Source organism: Flavitalea flava, assembly GCF_054461575.1.
The window spans coordinates 149,986-174,538 of sequence record NZ_JBTLQH010000005.1; the positions used below are offsets into that span (position 1 = coordinate 149,986).

The following is a 24,553-nucleotide window of genomic DNA, read 5'->3' on the forward strand; positions in this document are numbered from 1 at the left end:
AAAAATTCTATTTACTCAGGTCGACCGGAATCAAAACACTTGCCTGAACCATATTACCATTCACTTCACGGATATCGAAATTTGCTTTCGGGCCGAACAGGATCTGCAAACGGTTCTTCGTACTGGCCAGGCCAAAACCATCCCCATTCGGTTCTACCTTAAGCCGGCCTGTATTCAGGATCACCAGCTCATGAAAATCTTCCTTAAAGTCCGAAACGATCTTCACTTTTCCTCCATCCACCTGTCTGCTGATCCCGTGTTTGATGGCATTCTCGACAAGGGTCTGCAGCATCATAGGCGGGATCGGCTGATCCAGCGTATCCTCATCGATTTCATATTCCACCTGCAAGCGGTCCTCAAAACGAATATGTTCCAGCGCCAGATAATCCTTTACGATATTAAGTTCTTTTTCAAAGGTAACCGTCTCCAGCTTCTCGGCCTGCATACTACTGCGAAGGATATTGCTAAGCTCTGTAATAGCTGCCCTGGCACGGACAGGGTTTTCGTCGATCAGGGCCCTTATGCTGTTGAGGGCATTGAAGATGAAATGCGGGTTGATATGCGCCTTGATAGTTTTTAATTCCAGTTCTTTTACCAGGGCCTCCAGTTTCAAAGTATCCAATTGCTGTTTACGGCTTTTTTCAATATAATGATAAAAGTAGTAGATCAGGGTCCAGGGTACAATAAAAAGACCGTTGTCAAAGGTGGTAAAAAGTAGCCTTGCTAAAAAATCCATCTTTCTCCTGGAGGTGGAGGGAGAGAGATCCAGGGCATCGACAATTCCCATACGGATCAGGCTGGCGGCCATACAACAGACGAGTATACCGATCAACAGTTTGGGCAGGGCCTTCTCCACCGGTAATAATAACCAGCCGGACCGGCGAAGCACCTCCCTGAACAGATGGGTGGTCAGAATACCGGAGAACACGATTGCCGCCAGGAAGCCAATCAACTTCCATGTGATCATCTGATCAAAAAAGGTAGAAGAGAACAGCACCATCACCAAAGCCAAAAAACCCCAGCCGCTGATCTGGCACCACCAATAATATCTGCTTGCATTTTTAGGCATACGCACATTTAATTGAACCAAAACTACCCCTTTCCGACTCCCCCCGACCCTTATTTTGTACTAATGGCGAATTTAAGTCGGCCATCGGTCCAGTTTTATACACGAACTGACGGAAAGGTGGAAAACCTGAGTGTTTAAACATCAATTTACAGAAAATTAACACACCATTTATATGGGTATTCTTCCCAGGGGCCGGGGATTATGGATTTTTTAAGAAAATGGTATATTTTAAGGATAAGGCCTGAATATATACAAATAACCCCGTTCCTACGTTTTGGGGGGGAAAGCACCCTTAAAAACTCTATTTCAACCACTCTAAAAGCTGTATTTTTACATCGCTAAAGTAGAAACAATGGAAATTACCCCAGGGCCGCTGTTACAATTGATCAATTCCCCGGATGACCTCAAAACCCTAAGCAGAGAGCAATTGCACCAGGTGTCGGATGAACTCCGTCAATATATAATCGATACGGTTAGTGTCCATGGCGGCCATTTTGCGGCCAGTCTGGGCGTGGTTGAATTATCGGTAGCCCTTCATTACGTCTTTAGCACCCCGTATGACCAACTGGTATGGGATGTGGGGCACCAGGCTTATGGCCATAAGATCCTGACCGGGCGGCGTGACCTTTTTAGCACCAACCGCAAATACAATGGATTGAGCGGATTTCCCAAACGCGGTGAAAGCGAGTACGATACGTTCGGGGTAGGGCATTCATCCACTTCCATCAGTGCCGCACTGGGGATGGCCATGGCGGCCAAATATAAAGGAGAGAAAGACCGCAAAGCTGTAGCTGTCATCGGGGACGGGGCCATGACTGCAGGACTGGCCTTCGAAGGCATGAACCATGCCGGGGTAGCAGATACCGACCTGCTCATCATCCTGAACGATAATTGTATGAGCATCGACCCTAATGTCGGCGCCCTGAAAGAATACCTCACCGATATCACCACCTCCCAGACCTACAACAAGTTCAAGGACGATATCTGGAAGGCCCTAGGCAAATTGCCGGTAGGCAGTCATTTCAGCCGCGATATCGCCAGTAAGATCGAACATAGCATAAAAGGGTTTATCAGCCGCAGCAGTAATTTATTCGAAGCGCTGAATCTGCGTTATTTTGGACCTATCGACGGTCATAATATCACCAAACTGGTAGATACGCTAAATGATCTGAAGAATATTCCCGGGCCTAAGCTGCTTCATATTATGACCATAAAAGGAAAAGGGTATGCCCTGGCTGAAAAAGATCAAACAAAATGGCATGCCCCGGGTCTTTTCGACAAGATTACCGGCGAAATCTATAAGAAACGTTTTGAAACACCCCAGCCACCTAAATACCAGGATGTTTTCGGGCACACGCTGATCGAGCTGGCAGAAAAAAATCCAAAGATCTTTGGTGTCACGCCAGCCATGCCCAGCGGATCTTCCCTGAAATTCATGATGGAAAAAATGCCGGACCGCGCTTTTGATGTTGGCATCTGTGAACAGCATGCTGTCACGCTGTCCGCCGGAATGGCCACCCAGGGAATGCGGGTGTTCTGCAATATTTACTCTTCCTTCATGCAAAGAGCCTACGACCAGGTTATACATGATGTTGCCATCCAGCAATTACCGGTGGTCTTCTGCCTGGACAGAGCTGGTTTGGTAGGAGAAGACGGACCCACCCACCACGGAGCCTATGATATTCCCTATATGCGCTGTATACCCAATATGATCGTGAGCGCGCCAATGAATGAAAGCGAATTACGCAATCTCCTCTACACAGCACAACTGGATAGCACTACCCATCCATTTGTCATTCGTTATCCACGGGGCGAAGGGGTCATGCCTGAATGGAAAACGCCTATGCAGGAGATCCCGATCGGGAAAGGAAGAAAATTAAAGGACGGAAAGGATATCGCCATTCTTACTATCGGTCACCCGGGCAATTTTGCCAGTGCAGCGATCCGTGAACTGAAGGCCGAAGGATTGACTCCCGCCCATTTCGATATGCGTTTTGTAAAACCACTGGACCAGGAATTACTGCACGAGGTATTCGCCCAATATAACCGGATTCTCACTGTGGAAGATGGAACCATTGTCGGTGGATTCGGTTCGGCCATTCTTGAATTCCAGGCTGAACATAACTATAAAGCGACTGTAAAAATGCTGGGTATCCCAGACCAGATCATCGAACATGGAACGCTGAAAGAGTTGCAGCATGAATGCGGTTTCGATGCCCCATCCATAGTCGCCGCCATCAGGGAGATGATGAAGGATAAGATCCGGGTCAACCAGCTGCTGGGCTAATCCGCCTTTTTTGGAAATCTTTAACTTCTACGGGCAATTATTTTCTATGGAATGAACGTTGAAAGGCGTCTCAGGTAGCCTGAACTCAACCTATTCTATAATGGACAATCCAACCGGAACAATGCCCCACCGGGAACAAGGCCGGGGACTACTTCGGGCAAAATGGCTTCGTTATTCCTTACTGACCCTGGCAGGTCTGGTAACGGTCGCCTTACTGCCGGCCACTTGTTATTATTACAAAGGATTTTACCGGCCAGCCCATTCCCGCAGCCCTTATATGGCTTCCTTTTCAAAAACCGACGCCGAAACGGCCAGGATAACGGAGGAAATCAGGGAACTGAAACCTTTCTTATCCCGTAACGGATATAATCAAAAAATTGTTTTCCTGGCAGACATGCATCTGCCCTCCGGTAAATACCGTTTTTTTGTCTATGATCTTTCCAAGGACTCCATTTTACTTGCCGGGTTAGTGGCCCATGGCTGTGGCCACAAGAGCTTCAGCCTAAGCCCCGTCTATTCCAATATCAGCGGCAGCAGCTGTACCTCACTTGGTAAATATCGCATAGGGTTCCCTTATATGGGTCAGTTCGGTCGTGCCTATAAGTTATATGGGTTGGACACGACCAATAACCGGGCCTTTGAACGGAATGTAGTTCTTCATTCCTATAATCAGGTGCCCGAGGGAGAAACAGATCCTATACCGATCTGCAATAGCCGCGGATGTGCCATGGTGGCGCCGGGTTTTTTACAACGATTGCAACCGCTGATCGATGGTTCGGAGAGACCGGCCCTTTTGGTCATATTTGATTGAAGATGGTGAAGATGTGCGGGGGGATGTGTGAGAGTGTTGAGGGGTTGGTGGGTGGCCCTGCGGGCCTGATAGGGGTGGCGAGCGATTGAGGGAGACATACTGTCTCCCTGCAATCGAATCTAATGATGGCCCTTCGGGCAAGAGGCCCGTGGCCTCTTTTAGGCAAACATAGGTACTTCGATGGCCAGTAACTCCGAAGTGGCGCCGGCTTTTATGGTAAAAGTATCCGTGCCGGAAATTCCCAGGGCATCGCGTCTTTCCAGTTTGTTTCCATCGATTTCCACATCACCTTCCAGGACGAATATATAAACCCCATTACCGGGGAATGCCGGGCTGAAGGAGATCTCTTTTCCGGCTTCCAGGCGGGTCCTGAGCATCCGGGCATCCTGATTGATCCAAACACCTCCTTCCTCGGCCTTCGGGCTAACGACTACCTGCCATTTTCCCTTTCTTTCTGCGGGGGCAAATGTCTTCTGATCATGACGGGGTTGGATATTCTGTTGTTTGGGAAAGATCCAGATCTGCAGGAAATTTACGGGGTCGTAATGGGAGGCATTGTATTCGGAATGCCGGATGCCGCTGCCGGCACTCATGATCTGCACATCGTCACTGTAAATGATCCCTTCTGTACCCGTAGTATCTTTATGCGCCAGCGCCCCTTTCAAAGGAATGGAAACGATCTCCATATTCTCATGTGGATGCATATCAAATCCCTTTGCCTCCTTCACCACATCGTCATTCAATACACGCAATGCTCCGAAATGGACTTTTTCTGCATTGTGCCAGTTTCCAAAACTGAAAGAATGATGGCTGTCCAGCCATCCGAAGTTGACATGTCCTCTTTCCGAAGCAGGATAAAATATGCTGTTCATATTAAACTCTTTCTTTTAACATCGTTTACAGTCTTTTTTTCAGTCGTTCCTGTCTTCATCCTTCTCCTCCTTCTCATCTTTCTCCTCCTCCTGCCCTTCGGCTCCATTTTCGGGGCCGGTCACTATTCCTTCGTCCCCCTCTTCCGGACCTGCCTCTTTTCCTTTTTCTTCCTCATCCTGCAGTTGATCCGTAGGTCCATTATCATCTTCCGCACTTTTTTCCGAACTGTTGTTCACCTTCCTGCCCGCGTCCAAACCTTCAAAATCCAATTCCCCCTCATTCTTTCTTACTTTCATCGTCCGATCGCCGGTGCGATCGTTTCTCCGTTCCGGACGGTTGTCATCCTTATCACCCATGTAATAATCAAATTCTTCTTCCGGAGGAGGCCCTTCTTCATTGTGTTCGATAATAAAGTTATTTCTTCCCTCCCCGATCAATATATTCATGTATTTCATCTGCACAAGTTCCAGCATGGACAAGAACATAAAAATGGCATGCAGGCGATTCTCGCAGACTTCGAATATTTTCTCGAATGAAAGGGTTTTTTCTCTTTTGACGATGTCCAACATGTATTCCCTGCTGCCTTCCATCGTATAATTATAGCTGACTACGGTATGGACCGGCTTATTTTGCCGCTGCTGAATCCGCTGCATCAATCGTTCAAAGGTCTTCATCAGCTTGAACAGGGTGATTGCCTGGATTTCCGTGCCTTCCCCCGACTCCTCTCCGATATGTGAAAGTTCTTTTTGCAGATTGCCCCTGCGTACCATCAGGTGACGGATAGCCTCCATTTCGGCAAGGGTCACGGCAGCTTCTTTAAAACGCTTGTATTCCAATAATTTATCGATCAATTCCTGACGGGGATCGATCTCATTGCCCTGCTCATCCACTTCCTTCCTGGGCAGCAGCATTTTTGCCTTGATCCGCATCAGGGAGGATACAAAAAGGATGAATTCGCTGGATAATTCAAGATCAAGCTTTGCCTCGGAATGGATATAGGCCAGGAAATCCTGAATAAGTCGATTGATCGGTATATTATAAATATCCAATTCGTCCCGCTCGATAAAGAATAATAGCAGATCGAATGGTCCCTCGAACTGGGGTAATTTGATTTGGTACGTTGAATTGGTCATAATCGGAAACCCGCCACATTAATCCATTGGTAGCGAACGCACGAAAATACCGTAAAATCTCTTTATGGTATCCCCTGGTTTTCCCCAAGTTATTCGCGTTTATTATATGATCTTTTAGACTATGAAAGCCTGGAAGGACAACCTGGAAACGCCCTTCGTTGATTTCCCGTCTAATTAGTCGGGGTGACCGCTTTAGCCATATACCTTTTCCGGTTATCGAACTTATAGGCCAGACCAATCCCCATGACTTCCTTGATCTGGGGTTTGGGGCCGCCCGCCGTTCCATCACTTTTAACCGACTTGACGTCATTGTCATAGATCATATCAACCGAAAGATTCATACTGATCAGACGGGTGACCTTAACCGCAAGGATATTCGTCCAATAAACACTGATATTCTGTGGGTTATGCAGATAATTGGAGAAAAGGTCGAGTTTTGTCTTATAAAGAGCAGTCTTACTTATATTGGCCGTATAATTAATGGAAACAAAAGCGCCCAGCTGGAAACGAACATTTTTACCGCTATCCACTCCAAAAGCAGCAACGGAAGCCAGGGAATCATTTTGGACAATAATCCAACGGGCTGTTGCCGGTGAAAGGAATACCGATAAACGGTCGTTGGGTTTGTAATCCATACCCAAAGACAACAATACATAGGCAGGAGCCAGGAAATTGGAAGTCAGCACTTTGGTATCCGCGGTAGGATAATCATATCCTTTGGCAAACTGGGACCGGAAATTGAACAAGGCACTCAGGTACCATTTTTTGCCAACATCATAGCCGTATTTGGAAACCAGATCGATACGGTCATCCGATTTGCGGTTGCCGAGGCTGGTAGTGTTCACAAAACCAAAGGCAAGATCCAGTGAGTTGTCCCAGGAATGTTTGCCCTTCAGGTAAAAAGCATACACGCTCAGCAGGGTGGACAAGGAAAGAGAGGAATTATCTCCGCCTGCCGACCAGTTGCTCAAGGCAGCCTGGTTAAAATTCAAATTATAAAGACCGCCCGTCTTCCATACCCGGGGGGTAGTATCATTCGGATCTTTGTCTATGGACCTCCCGGATGCAGATTTCAGGTCTTGCACCGTCTTGTCCTGCGCCTGCAAAAAAGACATATATGACACCGTTAATACAAGAAGGATAAATCGTTTTCCGGCCACTGATTTACCAATACGAAATAAAGGATGAGCAGCAACAAAATTCTTCATAACACACTAGTTTAATTCTAAAAAAAAAGTTTTAAGTCCAGGCCATAAAATATCAATCAAATACATTGCCAAAGGGCAATCATTAGAGATCCGGGCTATTGGGGTATTATATATACGCTCACTGTTCTTAAAAAAAGGTTCGGATTTTTTAAGAATAACAAGAGGAATGGCAACTTATGGGGAAAATTATTTTTTCTTTAATTCATCACGGATCTCGGCCAACAATTTTTCTGTTGTGGATGGCTCTGTCGCAGATGGAACTTTTTTCTTTTCCAGGCTTTTAAATAATTTTACGATCAGAAAAAGAATGAACGCTATAATAACGAACTTTATAACAGCCGCCAAAAAACTCCCGTACTTTACCGCACCCCAGGCAAGCTTGTCGATATCCTGCAAATTTGCCGCCTTAAGCGCCGGCGTCAATAACAGAGGAGTTATCACATTATCCACCATTGAGGACACAATGGCGCTAAATGCAGCACCGATTACAACGGCCACAGCAAGGTCGAGCACATTGCCCCGCATAACGAAATCTTTAAATTCTTTGAGCATTCCCATTTTAGATCGTTTTAGTTGTGATGAAGTATTATCTCTGAAAAATAATTACTTTTTAATACCCGGATACTGCATGTCCAATCCCTTTAGCGTATCCCTCACAGCTGAGGCAATTACATATTCCTTATACCAGTTCTGGTCGGAAGGAACGATGGTCCAGGGTACTTCGTTGCAATGCTCAAAACAATCCTCGTACATCGCCCTGTAATCATCCCAGAAAGCGGCCTCTTTAAAATCGTTCTCATTGTATTTCCATTGTTTGGATGGGTTCTTTATCCGCTCTTCGAGCCTTGAGCGTTGCTCTTCAGGGGATATATGCAGATAAAATTTAAGAATTTTGGTACGGTTATGGGTAACCAGCAGCTGCTCAAAGTTATTGATGGCGTCCATCCTTTTAAAAGCGGTCTTGTCATCGATCATTTTATGGACACGCGTAATCAGAATATCTTCGTAATGGGAACGGTTGAACAATTGGACATATCCTTTGGCAGGCGCATGGACATGAACCCTCCATAAAAAGTCGTGAGTCAATTCCTCGGGAGTGGGAGCCTTAAACGATTTGACCAGAACACCCTGGGGATTCAATTTGCCAAGCACATTACGAACAACACCGTCTTTGCCGCTGGCGTCCATGCCCTGTATCACCACCAACAGGGAATTTTTTGATTCTGCATATAACAGGTTCTGCAACTCATCCAGCTCGGTTATCAAATCCTCCAGCTTGTCTTTTGTTGCCTTCTTATCCCAATCCTTCGGGGCCCTGGTGTCTATGTCCTTTAACTTTATTTTTCCCATGGTACCCTTTTTGTAATTAAAATGGTTATTCGAAAGTAGAATTAATTATTATACATATACACCGCATCCACGAATTCTTTGCATTTTTCTGACCGGAATGGGGAATAAGTACAGTTTTGCCCTTTCTAACGGAAGAGTGAAGAGTATTAAGAAGTATTAAAGATCATGCTTCCTGGCGACAGATAACAATCTGGCTGGTTGGGACGAGGTTCTCCCTAAACCGGCGGAGAACTGGTAAGCACTGATATGCCCCCACCTATTAAGCCCCTACCTATACGGACATGATTTCCTTTTCTTTGGCAAGCAGATGCTTTTCAACAAGCCCAATATGTTTGTCGGTCATTTCCTGCATGGTCTTTTCTGCATCCTTGGTTTCGTCTTCACTCAGACCATCTTTCTGCAGTTTTTTAATCTGCTCGATAGCATCCCGGCGAATATTACGGATAGCTACCCTGGAATGTTCTCCTTCTCCATTGGCACGTTTGACAAATTCCTTTCTGCGTTCTTCTGTAAGAGGAGGCATAAATAACCGGATAATATTCCCGTCATTTTGCGGGGTGACCCCCAGATTAGCGGCAATAATGGCCCTTTCAATGGGCTGAAGCATATTTTTTTCCCAGGGCTGAATGGTTAAGGTCCGGGCATCCATAACGGATACGCTCCCCACCTGGTTCAAAGCGGTGGCGCTTCCATAGTAGTCCACCGTAAGTCCTTCCAGCATTTGTGGACTGGCCTTTCCTGCCCTTATTCTAATTAACTCATCCTCAAGATGATTCAGTGCTTTTTTCATGCTCTCCTGGGCGTCTTCCAGGATAAAGGCTAGATCTTCTGACATAGATTATTTGATTGACAACCGAATTAATGTTTTTCCAATGGGGTTGCCGAAACTGCGTTTTGACAACAAATAAATGATATTTCAACGGGGTTGCCGAATCTACGATTTGACAATGGTGCAAACCTATGGAAAATTTTTGAACCGGCCTTAGACCGGTTCAAAGAGAAAGTTGAAATCGATTGTTTATCAATTATTTTGTTCCATAACAGAGTCTTTTAAGGAGACCAGTTTCGAGGCCTTTTTTAACTGACCGTTCTCTCCTTTTGAACTCCTGGCGACCACCAGGCGTGGTGTTGATGGACGGAGATAATAGATCACGCCGATCATGGTAAAAAAGACGGCAAAGACAGAGAAAAAAAGAAGGGTACAATTAAGAGACCTTTCCAGAAAGACTATGGCAAGAACGGTCAGGTTGATAGCGACTAAAAAGAAAGTGATCGCTTTATGTGAAAATCCCCTGTCCAGTAAAAGATGATGGATATGATTGCGGTCAGGGCTGAAAGGAGAACGGCGGTGAAGAATACGGATACCGAATACCCGAAGGGTATCCAGCATAGGGATCATCAAAACCGTAAACCCGATTGCCGGGGAAGCGGAGATAGGAAAACTTACGTCCGGCGAATTGGCCACATTAATGAATTTAATGACCAGAATAGCGTTTATAGTTCCCACTAAAAGGGAGCCCGTATCTCCCATAAATATTTTTGCAGGCTGAAAATTAAAGATCAGAAAAGCAAGAAGACTTCCTGCCAGGGAAAAAGCAATCACAGCATAAGGAAGCATGCCCACATTTAAAAAATATGTCCCGAAGATGACAGTGGATAAAAGCCCCAGGCTTCCGGCCAATCCGTCGACTCCGTCAATCAGGTTAAAGGAATTGATCACTACGATGACTGCAAAATAAGTCAGCAGCAGACTGAACATTTCCGGAAGCTGATAAACTCCTAAAAAGCCATGCATGCTCCGGATCTGAATACCGCCGTAATAAATAATGATAAAAGCTGCCAGCACCTGGCCTATAAATTTTTTCACGGGCGAAATAACCAGGATATCGTCCTTCAAACCAAGAAAGAAAATGACGAGCGATGCGGCCATAAAGTACTGAAGGTCAGTTGATTGTCCGAAAGGAATGGTAAGAAGGCAGCCAAATACGAAACCTGCAAAAATACCCAATCCCCCAAGTGGGGTAATGGGAGTCAGATGAATTTTGCGTTCATCCGGCATATCATATAACTTTTTCATTTCAGCCACATTGATAATGGCTGGAATGGCTAAGAAGGTGATCGTAAAGGAAATAGCTATAGACAGTAAAACATCAAACATCAGCCTTAATTTGAATGGTGGACAAAAATAGGAATTCTTTAAATAGGAACTCTTTTTCTATTATGTAACAAAATGCTACTAATTACAAAGCCAACTTATGCAAATATCAGGCCCGGGGTCATGCGGCGGTAAGTTTAAAGAGGTCAGTTTTTGATGTTAAGAACCTTTGATCTACCATGCAATCAGTGGTTAGTCAGGGAGAAATAGGACGGAAAGTTAATACAAAAGTTTAATGCATCAAACTATTCATGATAAATAAATTCCAGTAGATTTGCAGACTACATTTTTAAACCAAACTTTATATGGCTGATTTGAAAGCAATTGCAACCCAGATTAGAAGAGATATCGTACGAATGGTACATGGTGCCGCAAGCGGACACCCTGGTGGATCCCTTGGATGCGCCGACTTCCTTACCGCTCTTTATTTTAAGGTGATGCAGCATAATCCGCAATTCAGCATGGACGGTAAGAATGAAGACCTTTTTTTCCTTTCCAACGGCCATATTTCCCCTGTTTTTTATTCCGCATTGGCCAGATCAGGCTATTTTGACATCAAAGAACTGGCTACCTTCCGCAAGATCAATTCCCGCCTTCAGGGTCACCCCGCCACTCACGAACACCTTCCGGGAATCCGGATTGCCAGCGGCTCTCTTGGCCAAGGCATGAGTGTCGCGATCGGTGCTGCACTTTCTAAAAAACTCAATAACGATAAAAATATTGTCTTCTCTCTGCACGGAGACGGAGAACTCGATGAAGGACAGAACTGGGAAGCGATCATGTTCGCAGCACATCATAAAGTAGATAACCTGATTTCAACGGTAGACTGGAATGGCCAGCAAATCGACGGAACCACAAAATCCGTTATGAACCTGGGAAATATTCATCAAAAATTCGATGCCTTCGGATGGACTACCCTGGAGATGAACGGGAACGATATGGATGATGTCCTGGCCACTATTGACAAGGCAAAGGGTCTGGTCGGACAAGGCAAACCCATCGGCATAATGATGCATACGATCATGGGTAAAGGAATCGATTTTATGGAAAACGATCACAATTGGCACGGTGTTGCGCCTAACGACGAACAACTGAAAAAAGCCCTGGCCCAACTTCCCGAAACACTGGGAGATTATTAAAAATAACGACCACGTAAGGTTGTAGAATAACAAAAAAATTAATGCCTTTTTAATACCGACCCCGGCCATACGCCGGGGTCTTTTAAAAGCACCCGTGTTACCTGGAAAAGTACACCGGCGCTTTTAAAATCTAATGATTGGCCTACCGGCCCCGTGAACCCGTGGTTCACGTTTACGTTTTATTGGAAATAATATAGGAGATTAACCCTGGGAGCGAAGCTCGATCGGTTGGGCAGCGGCTTTTCTCGCCGGAAGCCAGGAGGCCAGCAGGGCTACCACCAAAATGGTAGAAAAGACAAGCAGAAAATCTGTGGCCACTAATTTAACAGGATAATAATCGATCAGAAAAGAACCGCCCTGCAAAGGGACAAGTTTAAATTGCAGTTGCATCCAGCAAACGAAAACGGCTAAAAGAATTCCGCTTCCCCCTCCAAGAAGAGCCAGTAACAATCCCTCCCCGAGGAATATGCGCCTGATCGTCCTGTCGGATGCCCCAAGGGCTTTTAATACCTGGATATCCTTTTGTTTTTCCCAGACAAGCATCGTCAGGGCGCCCACCATATTAAAGGCTGCTACCACCAGGATCAGGGTAAGTACAATATAGATCACCCATTTCTCCGTTCCCATCACATTATAAAGACTCTGGTTCTGTTCATACCTTGTCTGTACCCGGTAGTCTTTCCCCAATAACTGCTGGACCTGAGTTTTCAGCAACGGCAACTGCTGCGGATTATCAACAGCCAGTTCCATGCCTCCATATTCGTCGGCCTTCATGCCCAGCATACGTTTGATAAAGGGAAGGTTGGTGATGACGTAATGGTCGTCGAAATCCTGCTGGATGACAAAAACGCCGGAGGTGACCATATTCTCATTGCTTAAGGAAGCGAGCGGATCGGCAGTATATTCAGGGGAATTTTTTTTAAACAGGTATACGGATATGGGAAGAATGGCCCGGTCGGCCTGTATCCCCAAAGCATATTCAATGCCGGAACCCAGTACAGCTTGCGGATGATCGGAGTTACCCAACTCAAATTTCCCCCTGATCACTTTTTCGCCCACACCGGAGACCCTTGTAAAATGCTCATCCACACCTTTCAGAAAAGCGATGGCCTTCCTCTCGCCATTTTCAAGCAGCGCTTTGTCTTCAGCGACCAGCGACCAGGCCCGGACTCCTTGTAAACCTGCCAGTTGCTTTAATTGCTGCGGGTTAAGGATCAAGGTCTTACCTAAGGATGGGGTAATTTTCAGATCGGGATAAAAACTGGTATAGAGGGATTTTACCAGGTCTTCAAAACCATTGAAGACACTCAATACCAGGATCAGCGATGCAGAACCCACTACAATAGCCGCCATGCTTACTCTGGCAATTATATTGATCGCATTGGTAGATTTCTTTGCTTTAAAATAACGCCAGGCAAAAAGAAAGGTCAAGATCTGGTTTTTTTACGGTAAGGAATCTATTGCCCCTGCTCTCCCGGGGGCTTCTCCTCATTGAGTTTCCGGAATATTTCATCCATTTTGGACGCATGCTCCATAGTATCATCCGGGTAATAATGCAATATGGGTATACGGCGTAATTGATTCTTAACCCTTGAAGCCAGCTCCCGTTTGATCTCCCAGCTCCGGTCCTCTATTTTCTTCATGGCCACAGCCGGGTCCTTCACCTGGAAAAAACTAAGGTAAACCCTTGCTTCCAGAAGGTCCGGGGTAATTTTGACCCCTGTCAGGGAAATCAGTCCCCCTTCTATCATTCCCAGACCAAGCCGCTGGAATATACCATTCAATTCCTGCAGCAATAAGGCCCCTACTTGTTTCTGACGTTTTCCTTCTTCCATATTGTTTAACAATTCAATCTATCCGCAACTTAACGATATTACCGCTAATTTTGCATGTGTAAAATTACGGCTTATTTATTTGTTATTCAAGGGCCGGCATCAATACAAAAAACATGAAGAAATTCTCTGTGATCCTGAAATATCTGGCCAAATACAGGATCAAATTAGTGATATACCTGGTTTTTACCTTATTGTCCATTGTCTTTGGCCTGCTTTCCCTGGGCATGCTCAGTCCCTTCATGAATATCCTGTTTCCGCATGAAGGCCCCCAGCAGGCAGCCTCGGTCTCCACCAATGCTATCGGGCCGGTCAAAGGTATCCTGGAAAACATTATCAGGACCCGTGGAACCATGGCGGCCCTTAGCGCCATATGTATTTTTATCATCGTTACCACCATCCTGAAGAATCTGTTCCTCTACTGGTCGAGCTATATCTCCTCCCCTATCCGGAGCGCAACGATCACGTTCCTTCGCAATGATGTTTACAAAAAGATACTGGCCCTCCCGATAGGCTATTTCACCGAAAGGCGTAAAGGGGATCTTATATCACGTATGACCAACGATATTTATGAGATCGAATCTTCGGTTGTCAGTACGCTGGAAGGCCTGATCAAAGATCCCCTGACCGTTATTGGTTACCTGGTCTATATGGTCTATCTAAGTCCGGCCCTTTCGCTTTTCCTGGTTATCCTGCTTCCCATTACCGGTTTTGTCATCGGCCGGATCAGCCGTTCCCTGAAACGCCAATCCCAGGATGCTTCCGTTAAATTAGGAGAGAGTTTGTCAGTGCTGGATGAAACCCTGGGAGGGATCCGTATCATTAAGGGATTCGGTGCAGAAGCCTTGCTGGGTAAAAAATTCAGGCAGATCAATGACGATTTGTTTCATATCCGCAATAAAATGAATTTCCGCCGTGATCTCGCTTCACCGCTCACCGAAGTGCTGGGAATCATGATCCTCAGTACGATCCTGTATTTCGGGGGAAGACTTGTCCTGGAGAACACAGGTCACGGAGGTAAGGGATTTCCCGGAGGCGACCTGATCGTATATATAGGGGTTTTCGGCCTGCTGCTTAATCCGGCGAAGAATCTAGCTACTTCTTTTTTTAATATTCAGCGTGGCGCTGCCGCCATGGAAAGGGTTGAAGAATTGCTGAAGGCGCCGGTGAATATTCAGGACGACCCGAATGGTAAGAAACTGGACAATTTCCAGGACGCCATCGAATTCCGCAATGTGAAGTTCTTCTATGAAGACGCTTCCATCCTGGACAATATCAACCTGGTGGTCGGCAAAGGAAAGACGATCGCCCTTGTGGGTTCTTCGGGCGCCGGCAAATCCACCCTCGCGGACCTCGTTCCCAGGTTCCACGATGTCAGCAGCGGCGAGTTGCTCATTGACGGGATCAATATCAAGGAATATTCTCTGAAGTCAGTCAGAGAACAAATGAGTATAGTGACCCAAGAGCCCATTCTCTTCAACGATACCATTGCCGCCAATATCGCACTGGGCAAACCCGAAGCGACCCATGAGGAGATCGTACATGCGGCCCAGATAGCCAATGCCCATCAATTCATCATGCAGAAAGAGGACGGGTATCAAACCAATATAGGAGACCGGGGAAATAAACTCAGCGGCGGAGAAAGACAGCGGCTTACTATCGCCCGCGCCTTGCTGAAAAACCCACCCATCCTGATCCTTGACGAAGCCACCTCTTCCCTGGATACCGAAAGCGAACGCCTGGTCCAGGACGCTATCAATAAAATGATGCAGCATCGTACCAGTATCGTTATCGCCCATCGTCTCAGCACCATCCGGCATGCCGATGAGATCGTCGTGCTGCAGAAGGGCCAGATCGTTGAAAGAGGCACCCATGACGAACTGCTCGGTCTGAATGGATTCTACAAACGACTGGTCGATATACAGGAGGTGAAATAATTCCTATTTTTTGAATGTAAACCATACCAGTGCGATCCCGGCCGTGGTCATTAGCAGAAGCGCCAGCCCTCCCAGAATATTTGATCGTTTGCCATTGACAAAGGTTCCCATTATTTTTTTATTATTACAGATATGAAGGATGATCGCAATCATCACCGGCGCTGTCAGGCCATAGAGGATCGCGGTATAGATCAACGCTTTTATCGGGCTGATACCCAGGGAGTCCAGGGACAACCCAATGAGCAGGGATGTAATGATGGTAATATAAAACCCTTTCGCCTCATTGAATTTTTTATCCAGTCCGCTTTGCCAATTGAAGGTTTCGGCCATGATATAAGATAAAGATCCGGCGAGTACGGGAATGGCCAGGAAGCCGGTGCCGACCACACCGAGAGCGAACAGGATGTAGGTCAGTTTGCCCGTCAGGGGCTCCAGCGCTTTTGCCGCCTGATCGACCGTATCGATCTGCCGGATACCCGCATTGTATAAAACAACTCCGGCGGTAAGGATGATAAAATACATGACCATATTGGAGAACAGCATCCCTGAATTCACATCCGTCCGCATATCATTAATAATCCTTTTGTTGACGATGACCTTTTTAGGATTATGGGCAAGATCTTCCACCTCCATCGTTGCCTGCCAGAAGAACAGATAGGGGGAAATCGTGGTACCGAGTATAGCCACCAGTATTTCAAAAAAGGAACGGTCTATGTGAATCGTAGGAATAAACGTGTTTTTTATAACGGCCCCCCAATCGGCTTTTACCAAAAAGGGGACGACCAGATACAGCAGGAGGGAAAGACAAAGCCATTTTAGAATCCTTGCCATTTTCTGATAGGAGAACCGGATAATGCAAAAGATAAGGATCGCCGTAAAACCGATTCCAAAGGCAAAAGCAGGCACCGCAGGGATCAGCATATGAGCCACGGCTCCCATTCCCTGGATATCCGCCCCGATATTAAGGGTAATGGCCGGAAAACTGAAAAGGATCATCAGGTACAGGATCTGCCGGGGATAATGTTTTTTCAAAGTGCCTGTCAGCCCTTCCCGGGTGACCATCCCGATCCTTGCGCACATCTCCTGTACTGAAGCCATCAAAGGAAAAGTAAGCAGCGCGGTCCAGAGCGTAGCCAGTCCGAAAGCAGCTCCCGCCTGGGTATAAGTGGCAATTCCGGAGGGATCGTCATCGCTTGCTCCTGTTACGATGCCGGGTCCCAGTAAACGAAGGTATTTTTTGATTTTCGACTGCCCTTTACCGGATTTTTTCATATTGCATTGTAAGGTAAACAAAAGATAATTAGCTTTAAGTCCCGAAACCTTCTCATGAATATTCTCCGTATTTCATTGGTTCTCCTTTTATCGTTGTTTGGCATTTCTTCTTCCGCCCAATACATTACCACAATCGCCGGAAACGGCTATAATGGCTCCACCGGTGACGGAGGCCCTGCAATTTGTGCGGGGACACCCTCTACAGCAGGCATATGTGTCGATGTAAAAGGCAATTTTTACCTGACCTGCGGGAATGCCATACGCAAAGTGGATGCCACTACAGGAATCATCACCACGCTGGCCGGGTCGACCAATTGGGGATACGGAGGTGACGGTGGACCGGGCACGGCTGCGCTTATGCAATTTCCCATTTCTGTTTGCCTGGACGGCGCCGCAAATGTATATGTTGCCGAATACGGTGGCCACCGTATCCGGAAGATAGACGCGGCGACCAATATCATTGCGACTGTTGCCGGTAACGGCATAAAGGGCTATGGAGGAGATGGAGGACCTGCGATCCTTGCAAATCTGAATACGCCATTTGGCGTCATCGCCGATGTGCAAGGGAACTTCTATATAGCCGATACGTACAATAACCGCATCCGCAAAGTGACCGCTTCAACCGGCATTATCACTACGATTGCGGGGAATGGTTCCCCCAGTTTCAGCGGGGATGGCGGTCCTTCGACGGCTGCAACGACCGCATATCCGGAAAATCTTGCCCTGGATGGCGGCGGCAACCTTTATTTTTCCGAGCTCTATGGCGGCGTTACGTCCAGGATCCGGAAAATCGATGCCATTACCGGTATAATCACAACAGTAGCAGGAAACGGAGCCTACGCCTACAGCGGCGACGGAGGGCCCGCCATCAATGCTTCTCTGTTCGGCCCTTTTGGTCTGTGCCTGGATGCAAAGGGGAATATTTTTATTGCTGAGTACGATGATGGCAGGATCCGGAAAGTCGATGCCGCTACCGGTATCATTACCACTATCGCAGGAACCGGGACTTCCGGATTTGGCGGGGATGGGGGTCTTGCCGTGAATGCCCTTCTTTATTATCCCGAAGCCATTTGTATGGACGGTGCCGGAAATCTTCTGATCGCAGACAACTATAATAACCGTATCCGAAGGATAGGCGCTAACCAAACTGCCCCGCCTGTATCTGTAGCAACGATCACCGTATCCGCCTCTGACAACAATATCTGCGGAAATACGCCGATCACCTTCTCCGCCCTGATCACCAGTGGCGGGGCTAACCCCGCCTACCAATGGACGCTGAATGGTCAGCCTGTCGGAACGAACAGCAGCAGTTTTGTTGGCGGAAATTTAAAGGATGGGGATCTGATCGCCTGCACGCTCTCGGCCACCGGCTGTTCGGGGACCGAATCCGTTGTCAGCAATACGGTCACCATTAAGAGTACGCCTTCCGGCCCGACTTCCCTTACCATTACAGGCAGCCCTGAGGTTGCCTGTAATGGAAGTCCTGTAGTTTTTACTGCAGTACCGGTAAATGGCGGCCCTGCGCCTTCCTATCAATGGAGATTAAATGGTATACCAACGGGTACAAACAACCCGGTATTTACCTTCCTTTTCCCGGTTAATGGAGACCTGGTGGACTGTATCCTGAGCGTAGACCCTTCCTATACCTGTGCGACCAGCCCCACCGCCAGTTCGAATAGTATTGCCGTTGCAGTAAGCGCCGAACCTCCCCCATCCCTGGGCATTGTAGCTTCCGGTAACGGTATCTGTCCCGGCACGCCCGTTACCTTTACAGCCAGTTTCCAAAACGCAGGGCCACCCGTTACTTATCAATGGGTGTTGAATGGTCATGTCACGGGCAGCAGCAGTCCCACCTATTCCAATAACAGTCTGTCCGATAACGACCAGGTTTATTGTTCCCTTATTGCTTATACATCTGGTTGCTCAACAACTCCCGTACTATCGAATACGATAGCCATGACCGTGAAACCTGTTCCTGCCGTTGTCATCGATCCGGCAGACAGTTCCGTGTTCTATATGGGAGTCGTTACGCTTCGGGCTTCCATAAAGGGCCTTTACGATACGTACGAATGGACACCGGTCGCAGGGTTGATCAATCCTATGACCCTATCGCCAACAACCGTGGCGCTAACCGCAAATTCGGAATTCACACTTAAGGTAACCACTTCCGAAGACTGCAAGGTCTATCAAAAGGCGATCATTAAGATCTTACGAAAATTGCAAATGCCCAATGCCTTTACCCCGAACGGAGATGGAAGGAACGATCTTTTCCGGATACCGGCCAATACCTATCTCAGCCTCCAACATTTCGTCATATTCGACAGGTGGGGGAATAAAGTCTTTTCCACTTCCGATAGTAATCAGGGATGGGACGGACGTTTTAACGGCCAGCCGCAGGAAGCGGGAACTTATGTGTATTTTATAGAAGGCATGGAGGGTAAAAATAAGGTGCTGGATAAAGGGACCATTTTGCTGGTAAGATAGCGGGAATGCAAAAGCCCGGGTCTGGAGGAGTAATACGGTAATATACGAACATAAGCAGCTTGGCGCGGCAAGGCTATGCTTAAAATAACCTTGCCGCGCTTACTAAGTGAGCGCTGTCTATCCGGCTGAAGACCTGACTTTTATTTGTTCATCATCTGTTTGGCCTCGATGCTAAGGGTGGCATGTGGCACAGCCCTTAATCTCGCTTTATCGATCAGTTTTCCGGTTACCCGGCATATACCGTAGGTCTTATTTTCAATGCGCATAATTGCCTTTTCGAGGTGATCGATAAAGGTGATCTGGCGGCTTGCCATCTGGCTCAGCTGCTCCCTTTCCATGCTCATACTTCCGTCTTCCATGGTCATGTACCGGGCATCATCATTATCCCCTCCCATTTCGTCCTTACGCGTAATCAATCCCTGCAAATAAGTCAGCTCTTTTTTTGCCGCATCCAATTTTCGGTTGATCAGCTCTCTGAATTCTCCAAGTTCTGAATCGCTATATCTCATAGTGGGTCCTGTTTGTCCTTCTTGAAGGGTATCTAAAACGGATTTAGTGAATTCCGGTTCATATTTTCTAACAGTTTTTGTTTTCATTTCCGGAATAACAACTTTTGTGGGTTTAGGAGGAGTAACAATTTTCTTGGGTTCTTGTTTAAGGGCCACAGGGGGCGTCGGAACCGGTTTGGGTTCCTCTTTCTTTTCCGGTGGTTTCGCCAGCGGTTTCTCAGGTGCTTTTGCCAGGGGCTTTTCAGGTGTTTTCACTAAGGGTTTTTTGGGTGTTTCTTTGATCACCGGTGGTTTACCGGGGACCGTATGCGACACATGGGATGCTACCGTGTGAGCAGCCGGTTTGGCGGCAGCAGCCACTGTAGCATGGGAAGCGGGTGATTTTACAACAGGTTTGAATGCAGCTGCAGCGGGCTTTTTGGCCGGCGCAATGGCAACAGCAGCCTTTTTAGCGACCGGGGCCGGATGGGCAACCTTTTTGACAACAGCAACTACCGGTTTGGCTATACTTTTAGCCGTTTGCCCGACAGAGGGCTTACCCGCCTTACTTCCTGACGGGGAGGCAGGCTTGGGCGCTACCTTCTTAGCAGGAACTATTTTCTTGACATTAGTAGGTTTCTTAGCGGGCTTTGCCGCTTTCTTCTTGGTTGCCATACGATTAGGCTTTTTTAGTAACAAACACTTTTAAAAGGATATCATTCACTTCAATTTCAGTGCCATTAGCTAGTTCCGATACCAATTCTAAGGAATCTGCCAAAATTTCCGTGCAAATATAATCGTTGTACAGGGTCAGGGATTCTTTTAGGGTTGGAGAGGGGGCTACTTTTACTAATATCCTGTCTGTCAATTCATAGCCACTATCTTTACGGATTCTCTGTATACGATTGATAAATTCGCGGGCATTGCCTTCCTGGGCCAGTTCCGGGGTTACCGTTACGTCAAGGGCTACCGTGAGAGTGTCTTTACCAGCCACCACCCAGCCAGGAATGTCTTCACTGGCTATCTCTACTTCATTAATTTGTAATATTAACGGTTCGCTATCAATTAACAAAGTATAATTGCCCTCTTTTTCCAATTTGGATATATCTTCCTGTGAAAAAGCAGCCAAAGCGGTGCTCACCGACTTCATCCTGGCCCCCAATTTTTTGCCCAGCGCCACAAAGTTTGGCTTTATCTTCTTTTTAATAAAACCATCCGTTCCGGAAAGGTATTGAACCTCTTTAATGTTCACTTCCGCCTTTAACAGGTCTTCCACTTTTTCCAATTGCTGTCTCATACCCGGGTCCAAAACGGGGATCAGGATCTTTTGCAAGGGTTGACGGACTTTGATATTTACCTTTTTGCGCAAGGAAAGAACCAGGGAGGAGGCATTTTGGGCCATTTCCATCCTTTCTTCCAGCAGGCTGTCGATCACTGCCTTATCGGCCTCAGGGAAACGGGCATGGTGTACGGATTCAGCATCGATGCGCCCCGTCACTTCTTCCAGGTTACTGAATAACCAATCCGCAAAGAAAGGGGAAACCGGCGCCATTAACCGGCTGACCGTTTCCAAACATTCATAAAGGGTCTGGTACGCACAAATTTTATCATGTTCATATTCTCCTTTCCAGAACCGGCGACGACATAATCTTACATACCAGTTACTTAGCTGTTCATCGACAAAGTCTTCGATCAGTCTTCCGGCCATAGTAGGTTCGTAATCATCCATACTGTCGGTCACCTTGACGATCAGGGTGTTGAGAGAAGAAAGGATCCACCGGTCTATTTCCGGCCGTTGTTCAAGTGGAATGGCGGCTTCCCGGAAAACAAAACCATCTACGTTGGCATATAAGGCAAAGAACTGGTAGGTATTGTATAAAGTACCGAAGAATTTCCGTTGCGCTTCTTTGATCCCGTCGATATCGAATTTCATGCTTTCCCAGGGGGAGGCATTGGTGATCAGGTACCACCTTGTAGCATCAGCCCCGAAATCTCCGATCGTCTGGAAGGGATCGACCACATTACCCAAACGTTTGCTCATTTTATTACCGCTCTTATCCAGCACTAACCCATTGGATACGACAGTCTTATAGGCTATTCCGGGATACTTTCTGTCCAGATCGGCGGCCGTTCCTCCGATCCCTGCTTCTTTCAGGGTCTCATGAACGGATTCTTTCAGTAAAGCGCCTAAGGCATGAAGGGTATAGAACCATCCCCGGGTCTGATCGACCCCTTCAGCTATAAAATCAGCCGGATAATTTCTGGCGAAAATTTCCTTGTTTTCAAAAGGAAAATGCCATTGGGCATAGGGCATTGCCCCTGAATCGAACCAGACATCGATCAGATCAGGGATCCTTTGCATCGGTTTGCCGGAAGGAGCAACCAAAATGATCGTATCCACATAGGGTTTGTGCAGATCGGACGTAAGTTTGTCAATGGTTATGGCGGTGCTCTCACCTGCCTGTGGTTTCATGATGCCGGCAGCAAATGATCTTTCCAGTTCAGTTTTCAGCTGTGCGATCGAACTTATACATATTTCTTCCCTGGCAGCTCCTGCTTTCTCTTCTTCTTCCGTAAGTTCAGTACGCCACACGGGAAGCGGTGTTCCCCAGAAACGGCTTCGGCTCAGGTTCCAATCCACCATATTCTCCAGCCAGTTGCCAAAACGCCCTTCTCCGGTGGACTTCGGTTTCCAGTTGATCGTCTTGTTCAATTCCACCATCCTATCCTTCAGGGCTGTCGTCCTGATGAACCAGGCATCAAGAGGATAATACAGGATGGGTTTGTCCGTTCTCCAGCAATGCGGATAGTTATGCTCGTATTTTTCAATCTTGAAGGCCCGGTTCTCTTTTTTCAATTTTACGCAGATGTCCACATTTACATCCACATAATTCGGGTCGTCCTTGTAATTTTTAACATAGCGATTGCTGAATTCTCCCAATCCTTCTATGAATTTACCCTGTTTGTCTACCATCACCAGGATACCGATATTAAATTTTTTCCCAACCCTGAAGTCATCCGCGCCAAAGGCAGGAGCCGTATGTACGATCCCCGTACCATCCTCGGTAGTCACAAAATCGCCGGGAATTAACCGGAAGGGGTCTCCGCCCGATACTTCTTTGTTATTTGCCTCATAAGGCAAAAGCTGTTCATACCGGCAATCTACAATTTGTTCCCCCTTAAAGGAAGAAAGGACCTGCCAGGGTAGTACCTTATCCCCTTCTTTATACCCCCCAAAATCTCCGTTCTCTCCTTCGGGTTTGAAATATTTTCCCAGTAAAGCCTTGGCTAACACTACATTGACAGGTAAATGCGTATAAGGATTGAATGTTTTTACCAATACATAATCGATATTCGGCCCTACCGTCAGACCCAGATTGGAGGGCAGGGTCCAGGGGGTGGTCGTCCAGGCTATAAAAAAAACTTCCCCGCCTGCAGCCTCTTTAAAGAGGAATTCGCTGTGTTCAGTAAGGACAGCCCTGAACATCGCTACTGCAGAGGTGTCTTTTACATCCTTGTAGGTACCCGGCTGATTTAATTCATGCGAACTCAACCCGGTCCCTGCAGCCGGGGAATAAGGCTGTATGCTTACACTTTCATACAATAACCCCTTTTTATATAACTGTCCCAAAATCCACCAGAGGGTTTCAATATATTTATTGTCAAAGGTGATATAAGGATCCTTCAGATCCACCCAATAGCCCATTTTACGGGTCAGATCGTCCCATTTATCTTTATATTTCAAAACCTCGCGCCGGCAAGCTTCATTATAGTCGGCTACCGAGATCTTCCTGCCAATATCTTCCTTGGTGATCCCCAGCATTTTTTCAACACCCAATTCTACCGGAAGGCCATGGGTATCCCAACCGCCTTTTCGTTTGACCTGGAACCCTTTCATCGTCTTATACCGACATACCAGGTCCTTAAGGGTACGACTGATCACATGGTGAATACCAGGCATTCCATTGGCACTGGGAGGTCCTTCATAAAACACAAAAGGCTCTGCACCTTCCCGTAATTCAACACTCTTTTCAAAAGCACGGCCGCTCTCCCATTTGGCCAGTATTTCCTGGCTTATAGCAGGGAGGTTCAATTGCTGATATTCCTTGTACTTATTCGACATAGCTGATAATAAAAAAGTTTGCATCCGAAAATCCGTGTTTTCCGGATAAAATCGAAGGTGGAAAAGGGCTGCAAAGTTACGGGGAATTTCTGAGAACAGTAATAAGGTCAAGGGCCGGACCCTAAAAGCCTCAAAATCCTGTAACCGTAACCTTTAACCGTTAACAGGTACCGTTACCTGAATAATTTTAAAAAAAATCAAACTATCCATGAAGAAAAATCTTAACTTGTTAAAGCTTTGCTAAAAGCTCCTTGAACATCTTTTTACGAATAGGTTCAGGTTAGTAGTTATCCACAATATTTAGCTTTGGCATAATTTGTGGTTAATTACTCTTCAGAAAAGATGATTATCCAAAAGGCGCCAACACGCCTTTTTCATATAAGAAAAAATTA

The 24,553-nt window shown here is 46.7% G+C and carries 18 protein-coding genes; 5 read left to right on the forward strand and 13 right to left on the reverse strand.

Annotated elements, in window-relative coordinates; translation table 11 throughout:
- Positions 1–7: 7 nt before the first annotated feature.
- The gene (locus tag ACX0G9_RS07605; RefSeq protein WP_459064274.1) at positions 8–1,069 is read right to left on the reverse strand and encodes a sensor histidine kinase; all 1,062 of its coding nucleotides are present in this window, start codon (positions 1,067–1,069) and stop codon (positions 8–10) included.
- Positions 1,070–1,421: 352 nt separating this feature from the next.
- Here ACX0G9_RS07605 and dxs point away from each other — a divergent pair, with 352 nt between their 5' ends.
- Both dxs and ACX0G9_RS07615 read left to right on the forward strand, forming a co-directional pair.
- Positions 1,422–3,356 carry a 1-deoxy-D-xylulose-5-phosphate synthase gene (gene dxs, locus ACX0G9_RS07610; RefSeq protein ID WP_459064275.1) on the forward strand — a complete coding sequence of 645 codons (1,935 nt, stop codon included), beginning with the start codon at positions 1,422–1,424 and terminating at the stop codon, positions 3,354–3,356.
- Positions 3,357–3,456: 100 nt separating this feature from the next.
- Entirely contained in the window at positions 3,457–4,167 is a 711-nt protein-coding gene (locus ACX0G9_RS07615; RefSeq protein WP_459064276.1) for a murein L,D-transpeptidase catalytic domain-containing protein, read from the forward strand.
- 158 nt (positions 4,168–4,325) lie between these two features.
- Here the strand turns inward: ACX0G9_RS07615 and ACX0G9_RS07620 are convergent, their stop codons facing one another.
- From ACX0G9_RS07620 to ACX0G9_RS07650, 7 genes are all read right to left on the reverse strand, one after another.
- A complete protein-coding gene (locus tag ACX0G9_RS07620; RefSeq protein WP_459064277.1) occupies positions 4,326–5,039 on the reverse strand; it encodes a pirin family protein in 714 nt (237 codons plus the stop codon).
- Between the two features lie 39 nt (positions 5,040–5,078).
- A complete protein-coding gene (locus tag ACX0G9_RS07625) occupies positions 5,079–6,173 on the reverse strand; it encodes a segregation and condensation protein A (protein WP_459064278.1) in 1,095 nt (364 codons plus the stop codon).
- Positions 6,174–6,343: 170 nt separating this feature from the next.
- On the reverse strand, positions 6,344–7,381 hold the full coding sequence (locus ACX0G9_RS07630) for a DUF3078 domain-containing protein (RefSeq protein WP_459064279.1): 1,038 nt from the start codon (positions 7,379–7,381) through the stop codon (positions 6,344–6,346).
- A gap of 186 nt (positions 7,382–7,567) precedes the next feature.
- On the reverse strand, positions 7,568–7,933 hold the full coding sequence (mscL, locus tag ACX0G9_RS07635) for a large conductance mechanosensitive channel protein MscL (RefSeq protein WP_459064280.1): 366 nt from the start codon (positions 7,931–7,933) through the stop codon (positions 7,568–7,570).
- Positions 7,934–7,984: 51 nt separating this feature from the next.
- Entirely contained in the window at positions 7,985–8,731 is a 747-nt protein-coding gene (locus ACX0G9_RS07640; protein ID WP_459064281.1) for a PPK2 family polyphosphate kinase, read from the reverse strand.
- A 271-nt stretch (positions 8,732–9,002) separates the two neighbouring features.
- Positions 9,003–9,566: a ribosome recycling factor gene (gene frr / locus ACX0G9_RS07645; RefSeq protein ID WP_459064282.1), complete on the reverse strand. Its 564-nt coding sequence runs from the start codon at positions 9,564–9,566 to the stop codon at positions 9,003–9,005.
- 186 nt (positions 9,567–9,752) lie between these two features.
- The gene (locus tag ACX0G9_RS07650) at positions 9,753–10,889 is read right to left on the reverse strand and encodes a glycosyltransferase family 4 protein (RefSeq protein WP_459064283.1); all 1,137 of its coding nucleotides are present in this window, start codon (positions 10,887–10,889) and stop codon (positions 9,753–9,755) included.
- A gap of 302 nt (positions 10,890–11,191) precedes the next feature.
- On the opposite strand from ACX0G9_RS07650, the gene ACX0G9_RS07655 reads away from it, so the two are divergent.
- Complete coding sequence (locus tag ACX0G9_RS07655; RefSeq protein ID WP_459064284.1) at positions 11,192–12,025, forward strand: transketolase; 834 nt, start codon at positions 11,192–11,194, stop codon at positions 12,023–12,025.
- 201 nt (positions 12,026–12,226) lie between these two features.
- Here ACX0G9_RS07655 and ACX0G9_RS07660 read toward each other — a convergent pair whose 3' ends face one another.
- Positions 12,227–13,456: an FtsX-like permease family protein gene (locus tag ACX0G9_RS07660; RefSeq protein ID WP_459064285.1), complete on the reverse strand. Its 1,230-nt coding sequence runs from the start codon at positions 13,454–13,456 to the stop codon at positions 12,227–12,229.
- A gap of 26 nt (positions 13,457–13,482) precedes the next feature.
- Positions 13,483–13,860 (reverse strand): ribosome-binding factor A, encoded by a 378-nt coding sequence (locus tag ACX0G9_RS07665; RefSeq protein ID WP_459064286.1) that lies wholly within the window; start codon positions 13,858–13,860, stop codon positions 13,483–13,485.
- 113 nt (positions 13,861–13,973) lie between these two features.
- Here ACX0G9_RS07665 and ACX0G9_RS07670 point away from each other — a divergent pair, with 113 nt between their 5' ends.
- Entirely contained in the window at positions 13,974–15,794 is a 1,821-nt protein-coding gene (locus ACX0G9_RS07670) for an ABC transporter ATP-binding protein (protein ID WP_459064287.1), read from the forward strand.
- 3 nt (positions 15,795–15,797) lie between these two features.
- On the opposite strand, the gene ACX0G9_RS07675 is transcribed toward ACX0G9_RS07670, so the two are convergent.
- Complete coding sequence (locus tag ACX0G9_RS07675; protein WP_459064288.1) at positions 15,798–17,066, reverse strand: NRAMP family divalent metal transporter; 1,269 nt, start codon at positions 17,064–17,066, stop codon at positions 15,798–15,800.
- 54 nt (positions 17,067–17,120) lie between these two features.
- Here ACX0G9_RS07675 and ACX0G9_RS07680 point away from each other — a divergent pair, with 54 nt between their 5' ends.
- On the forward strand, positions 17,121–19,550 hold the full coding sequence (locus ACX0G9_RS07680) for a T9SS type B sorting domain-containing protein (RefSeq protein WP_459064289.1): 2,430 nt from the start codon (positions 17,121–17,123) through the stop codon (positions 19,548–19,550).
- 140 nt (positions 19,551–19,690) lie between these two features.
- Here ACX0G9_RS07680 and ACX0G9_RS07685 read toward each other — a convergent pair whose 3' ends face one another.
- Together ACX0G9_RS07685 and ileS are read right to left on the reverse strand one after the other, a co-directional pair.
- The gene (locus ACX0G9_RS07685; RefSeq protein ID WP_459064290.1) at positions 19,691–20,713 is read right to left on the reverse strand and encodes a TraR/DksA family transcriptional regulator; all 1,023 of its coding nucleotides are present in this window, start codon (positions 20,711–20,713) and stop codon (positions 19,691–19,693) included.
- 4 nt (positions 20,714–20,717) lie between these two features.
- Entirely contained in the window at positions 20,718–24,161 is a 3,444-nt protein-coding gene (gene ileS / locus ACX0G9_RS07690) for an isoleucine--tRNA ligase (protein ID WP_459064357.1), read from the reverse strand.
- Positions 24,162–24,553 lie beyond the last annotated feature (392 nt).

What these genes read in the sequence shown, in the direction of transcription:
- ACX0G9_RS07665 (WP_459064286.1), bottom strand. Translation starts at nt 13,860, where the DNA reads ATGGAAGAAGGAAAACGTCAGAAACAAGTAGGGGCCTTATTGCTGCAG.
- ACX0G9_RS07650 (WP_459064283.1), bottom strand. Translation starts at nt 10,889, where the DNA reads ATGTTTGATGTTTTACTGTCTATAGCTATTTCCTTTACGATCACCTTC.
- ACX0G9_RS07605 (WP_459064274.1), bottom strand. Translation starts at nt 1,069, where the DNA reads ATGCCTAAAAATGCAAGCAGATATTATTGGTGGTGCCAGATCAGCGGC.
- ACX0G9_RS07670 (WP_459064287.1), top strand. Translation starts at nt 13,974, where the DNA reads ATGAAGAAATTCTCTGTGATCCTGAAATATCTGGCCAAATACAGGATC.
- ACX0G9_RS07620 (WP_459064277.1), bottom strand. Translation starts at nt 5,039, where the DNA reads ATGAACAGCATATTTTATCCTGCTTCGGAAAGAGGACATGTCAACTTC.
- ACX0G9_RS07640 (WP_459064281.1), bottom strand. Translation starts at nt 8,731, where the DNA reads ATGGGAAAAATAAAGTTAAAGGACATAGACACCAGGGCCCCGAAGGAT.
- ACX0G9_RS07685 (WP_459064290.1), bottom strand. Translation starts at nt 20,713, where the DNA reads ATGGCAACCAAGAAGAAAGCGGCAAAGCCCGCTAAGAAACCTACTAAT.
- ileS (WP_459064357.1), bottom strand. Translation starts at nt 24,161, where the DNA reads ATGTCGAATAAGTACAAGGAATATCAGCAATTGAACCTCCCTGCTATA.
- ACX0G9_RS07675 (WP_459064288.1), bottom strand. Translation starts at nt 17,066, where the DNA reads ATGAAAAAATCCGGTAAAGGGCAGTCGAAAATCAAAAAATACCTTCGT.
- ACX0G9_RS07615 (WP_459064276.1), top strand. Translation starts at nt 3,457, where the DNA reads ATGGACAATCCAACCGGAACAATGCCCCACCGGGAACAAGGCCGGGGA.
- mscL (WP_459064280.1), bottom strand. Translation starts at nt 7,933, where the DNA reads ATGCTCAAAGAATTTAAAGATTTCGTTATGCGGGGCAATGTGCTCGAC.
- ACX0G9_RS07680 (WP_459064289.1), top strand. Translation starts at nt 17,121, where the DNA reads ATGAATATTCTCCGTATTTCATTGGTTCTCCTTTTATCGTTGTTTGGC.
- ACX0G9_RS07655 (WP_459064284.1), top strand. Translation starts at nt 11,192, where the DNA reads ATGGCTGATTTGAAAGCAATTGCAACCCAGATTAGAAGAGATATCGTA.
- dxs (WP_459064275.1), top strand. Translation starts at nt 1,422, where the DNA reads ATGGAAATTACCCCAGGGCCGCTGTTACAATTGATCAATTCCCCGGAT.
- ACX0G9_RS07630 (WP_459064279.1), bottom strand. Translation starts at nt 7,381, where the DNA reads ATGAAGAATTTTGTTGCTGCTCATCCTTTATTTCGTATTGGTAAATCA.
- frr (WP_459064282.1), bottom strand. Translation starts at nt 9,566, where the DNA reads ATGTCAGAAGATCTAGCCTTTATCCTGGAAGACGCCCAGGAGAGCATG.
- ACX0G9_RS07625 (WP_459064278.1), bottom strand. Translation starts at nt 6,173, where the DNA reads ATGACCAATTCAACGTACCAAATCAAATTACCCCAGTTCGAGGGACCA.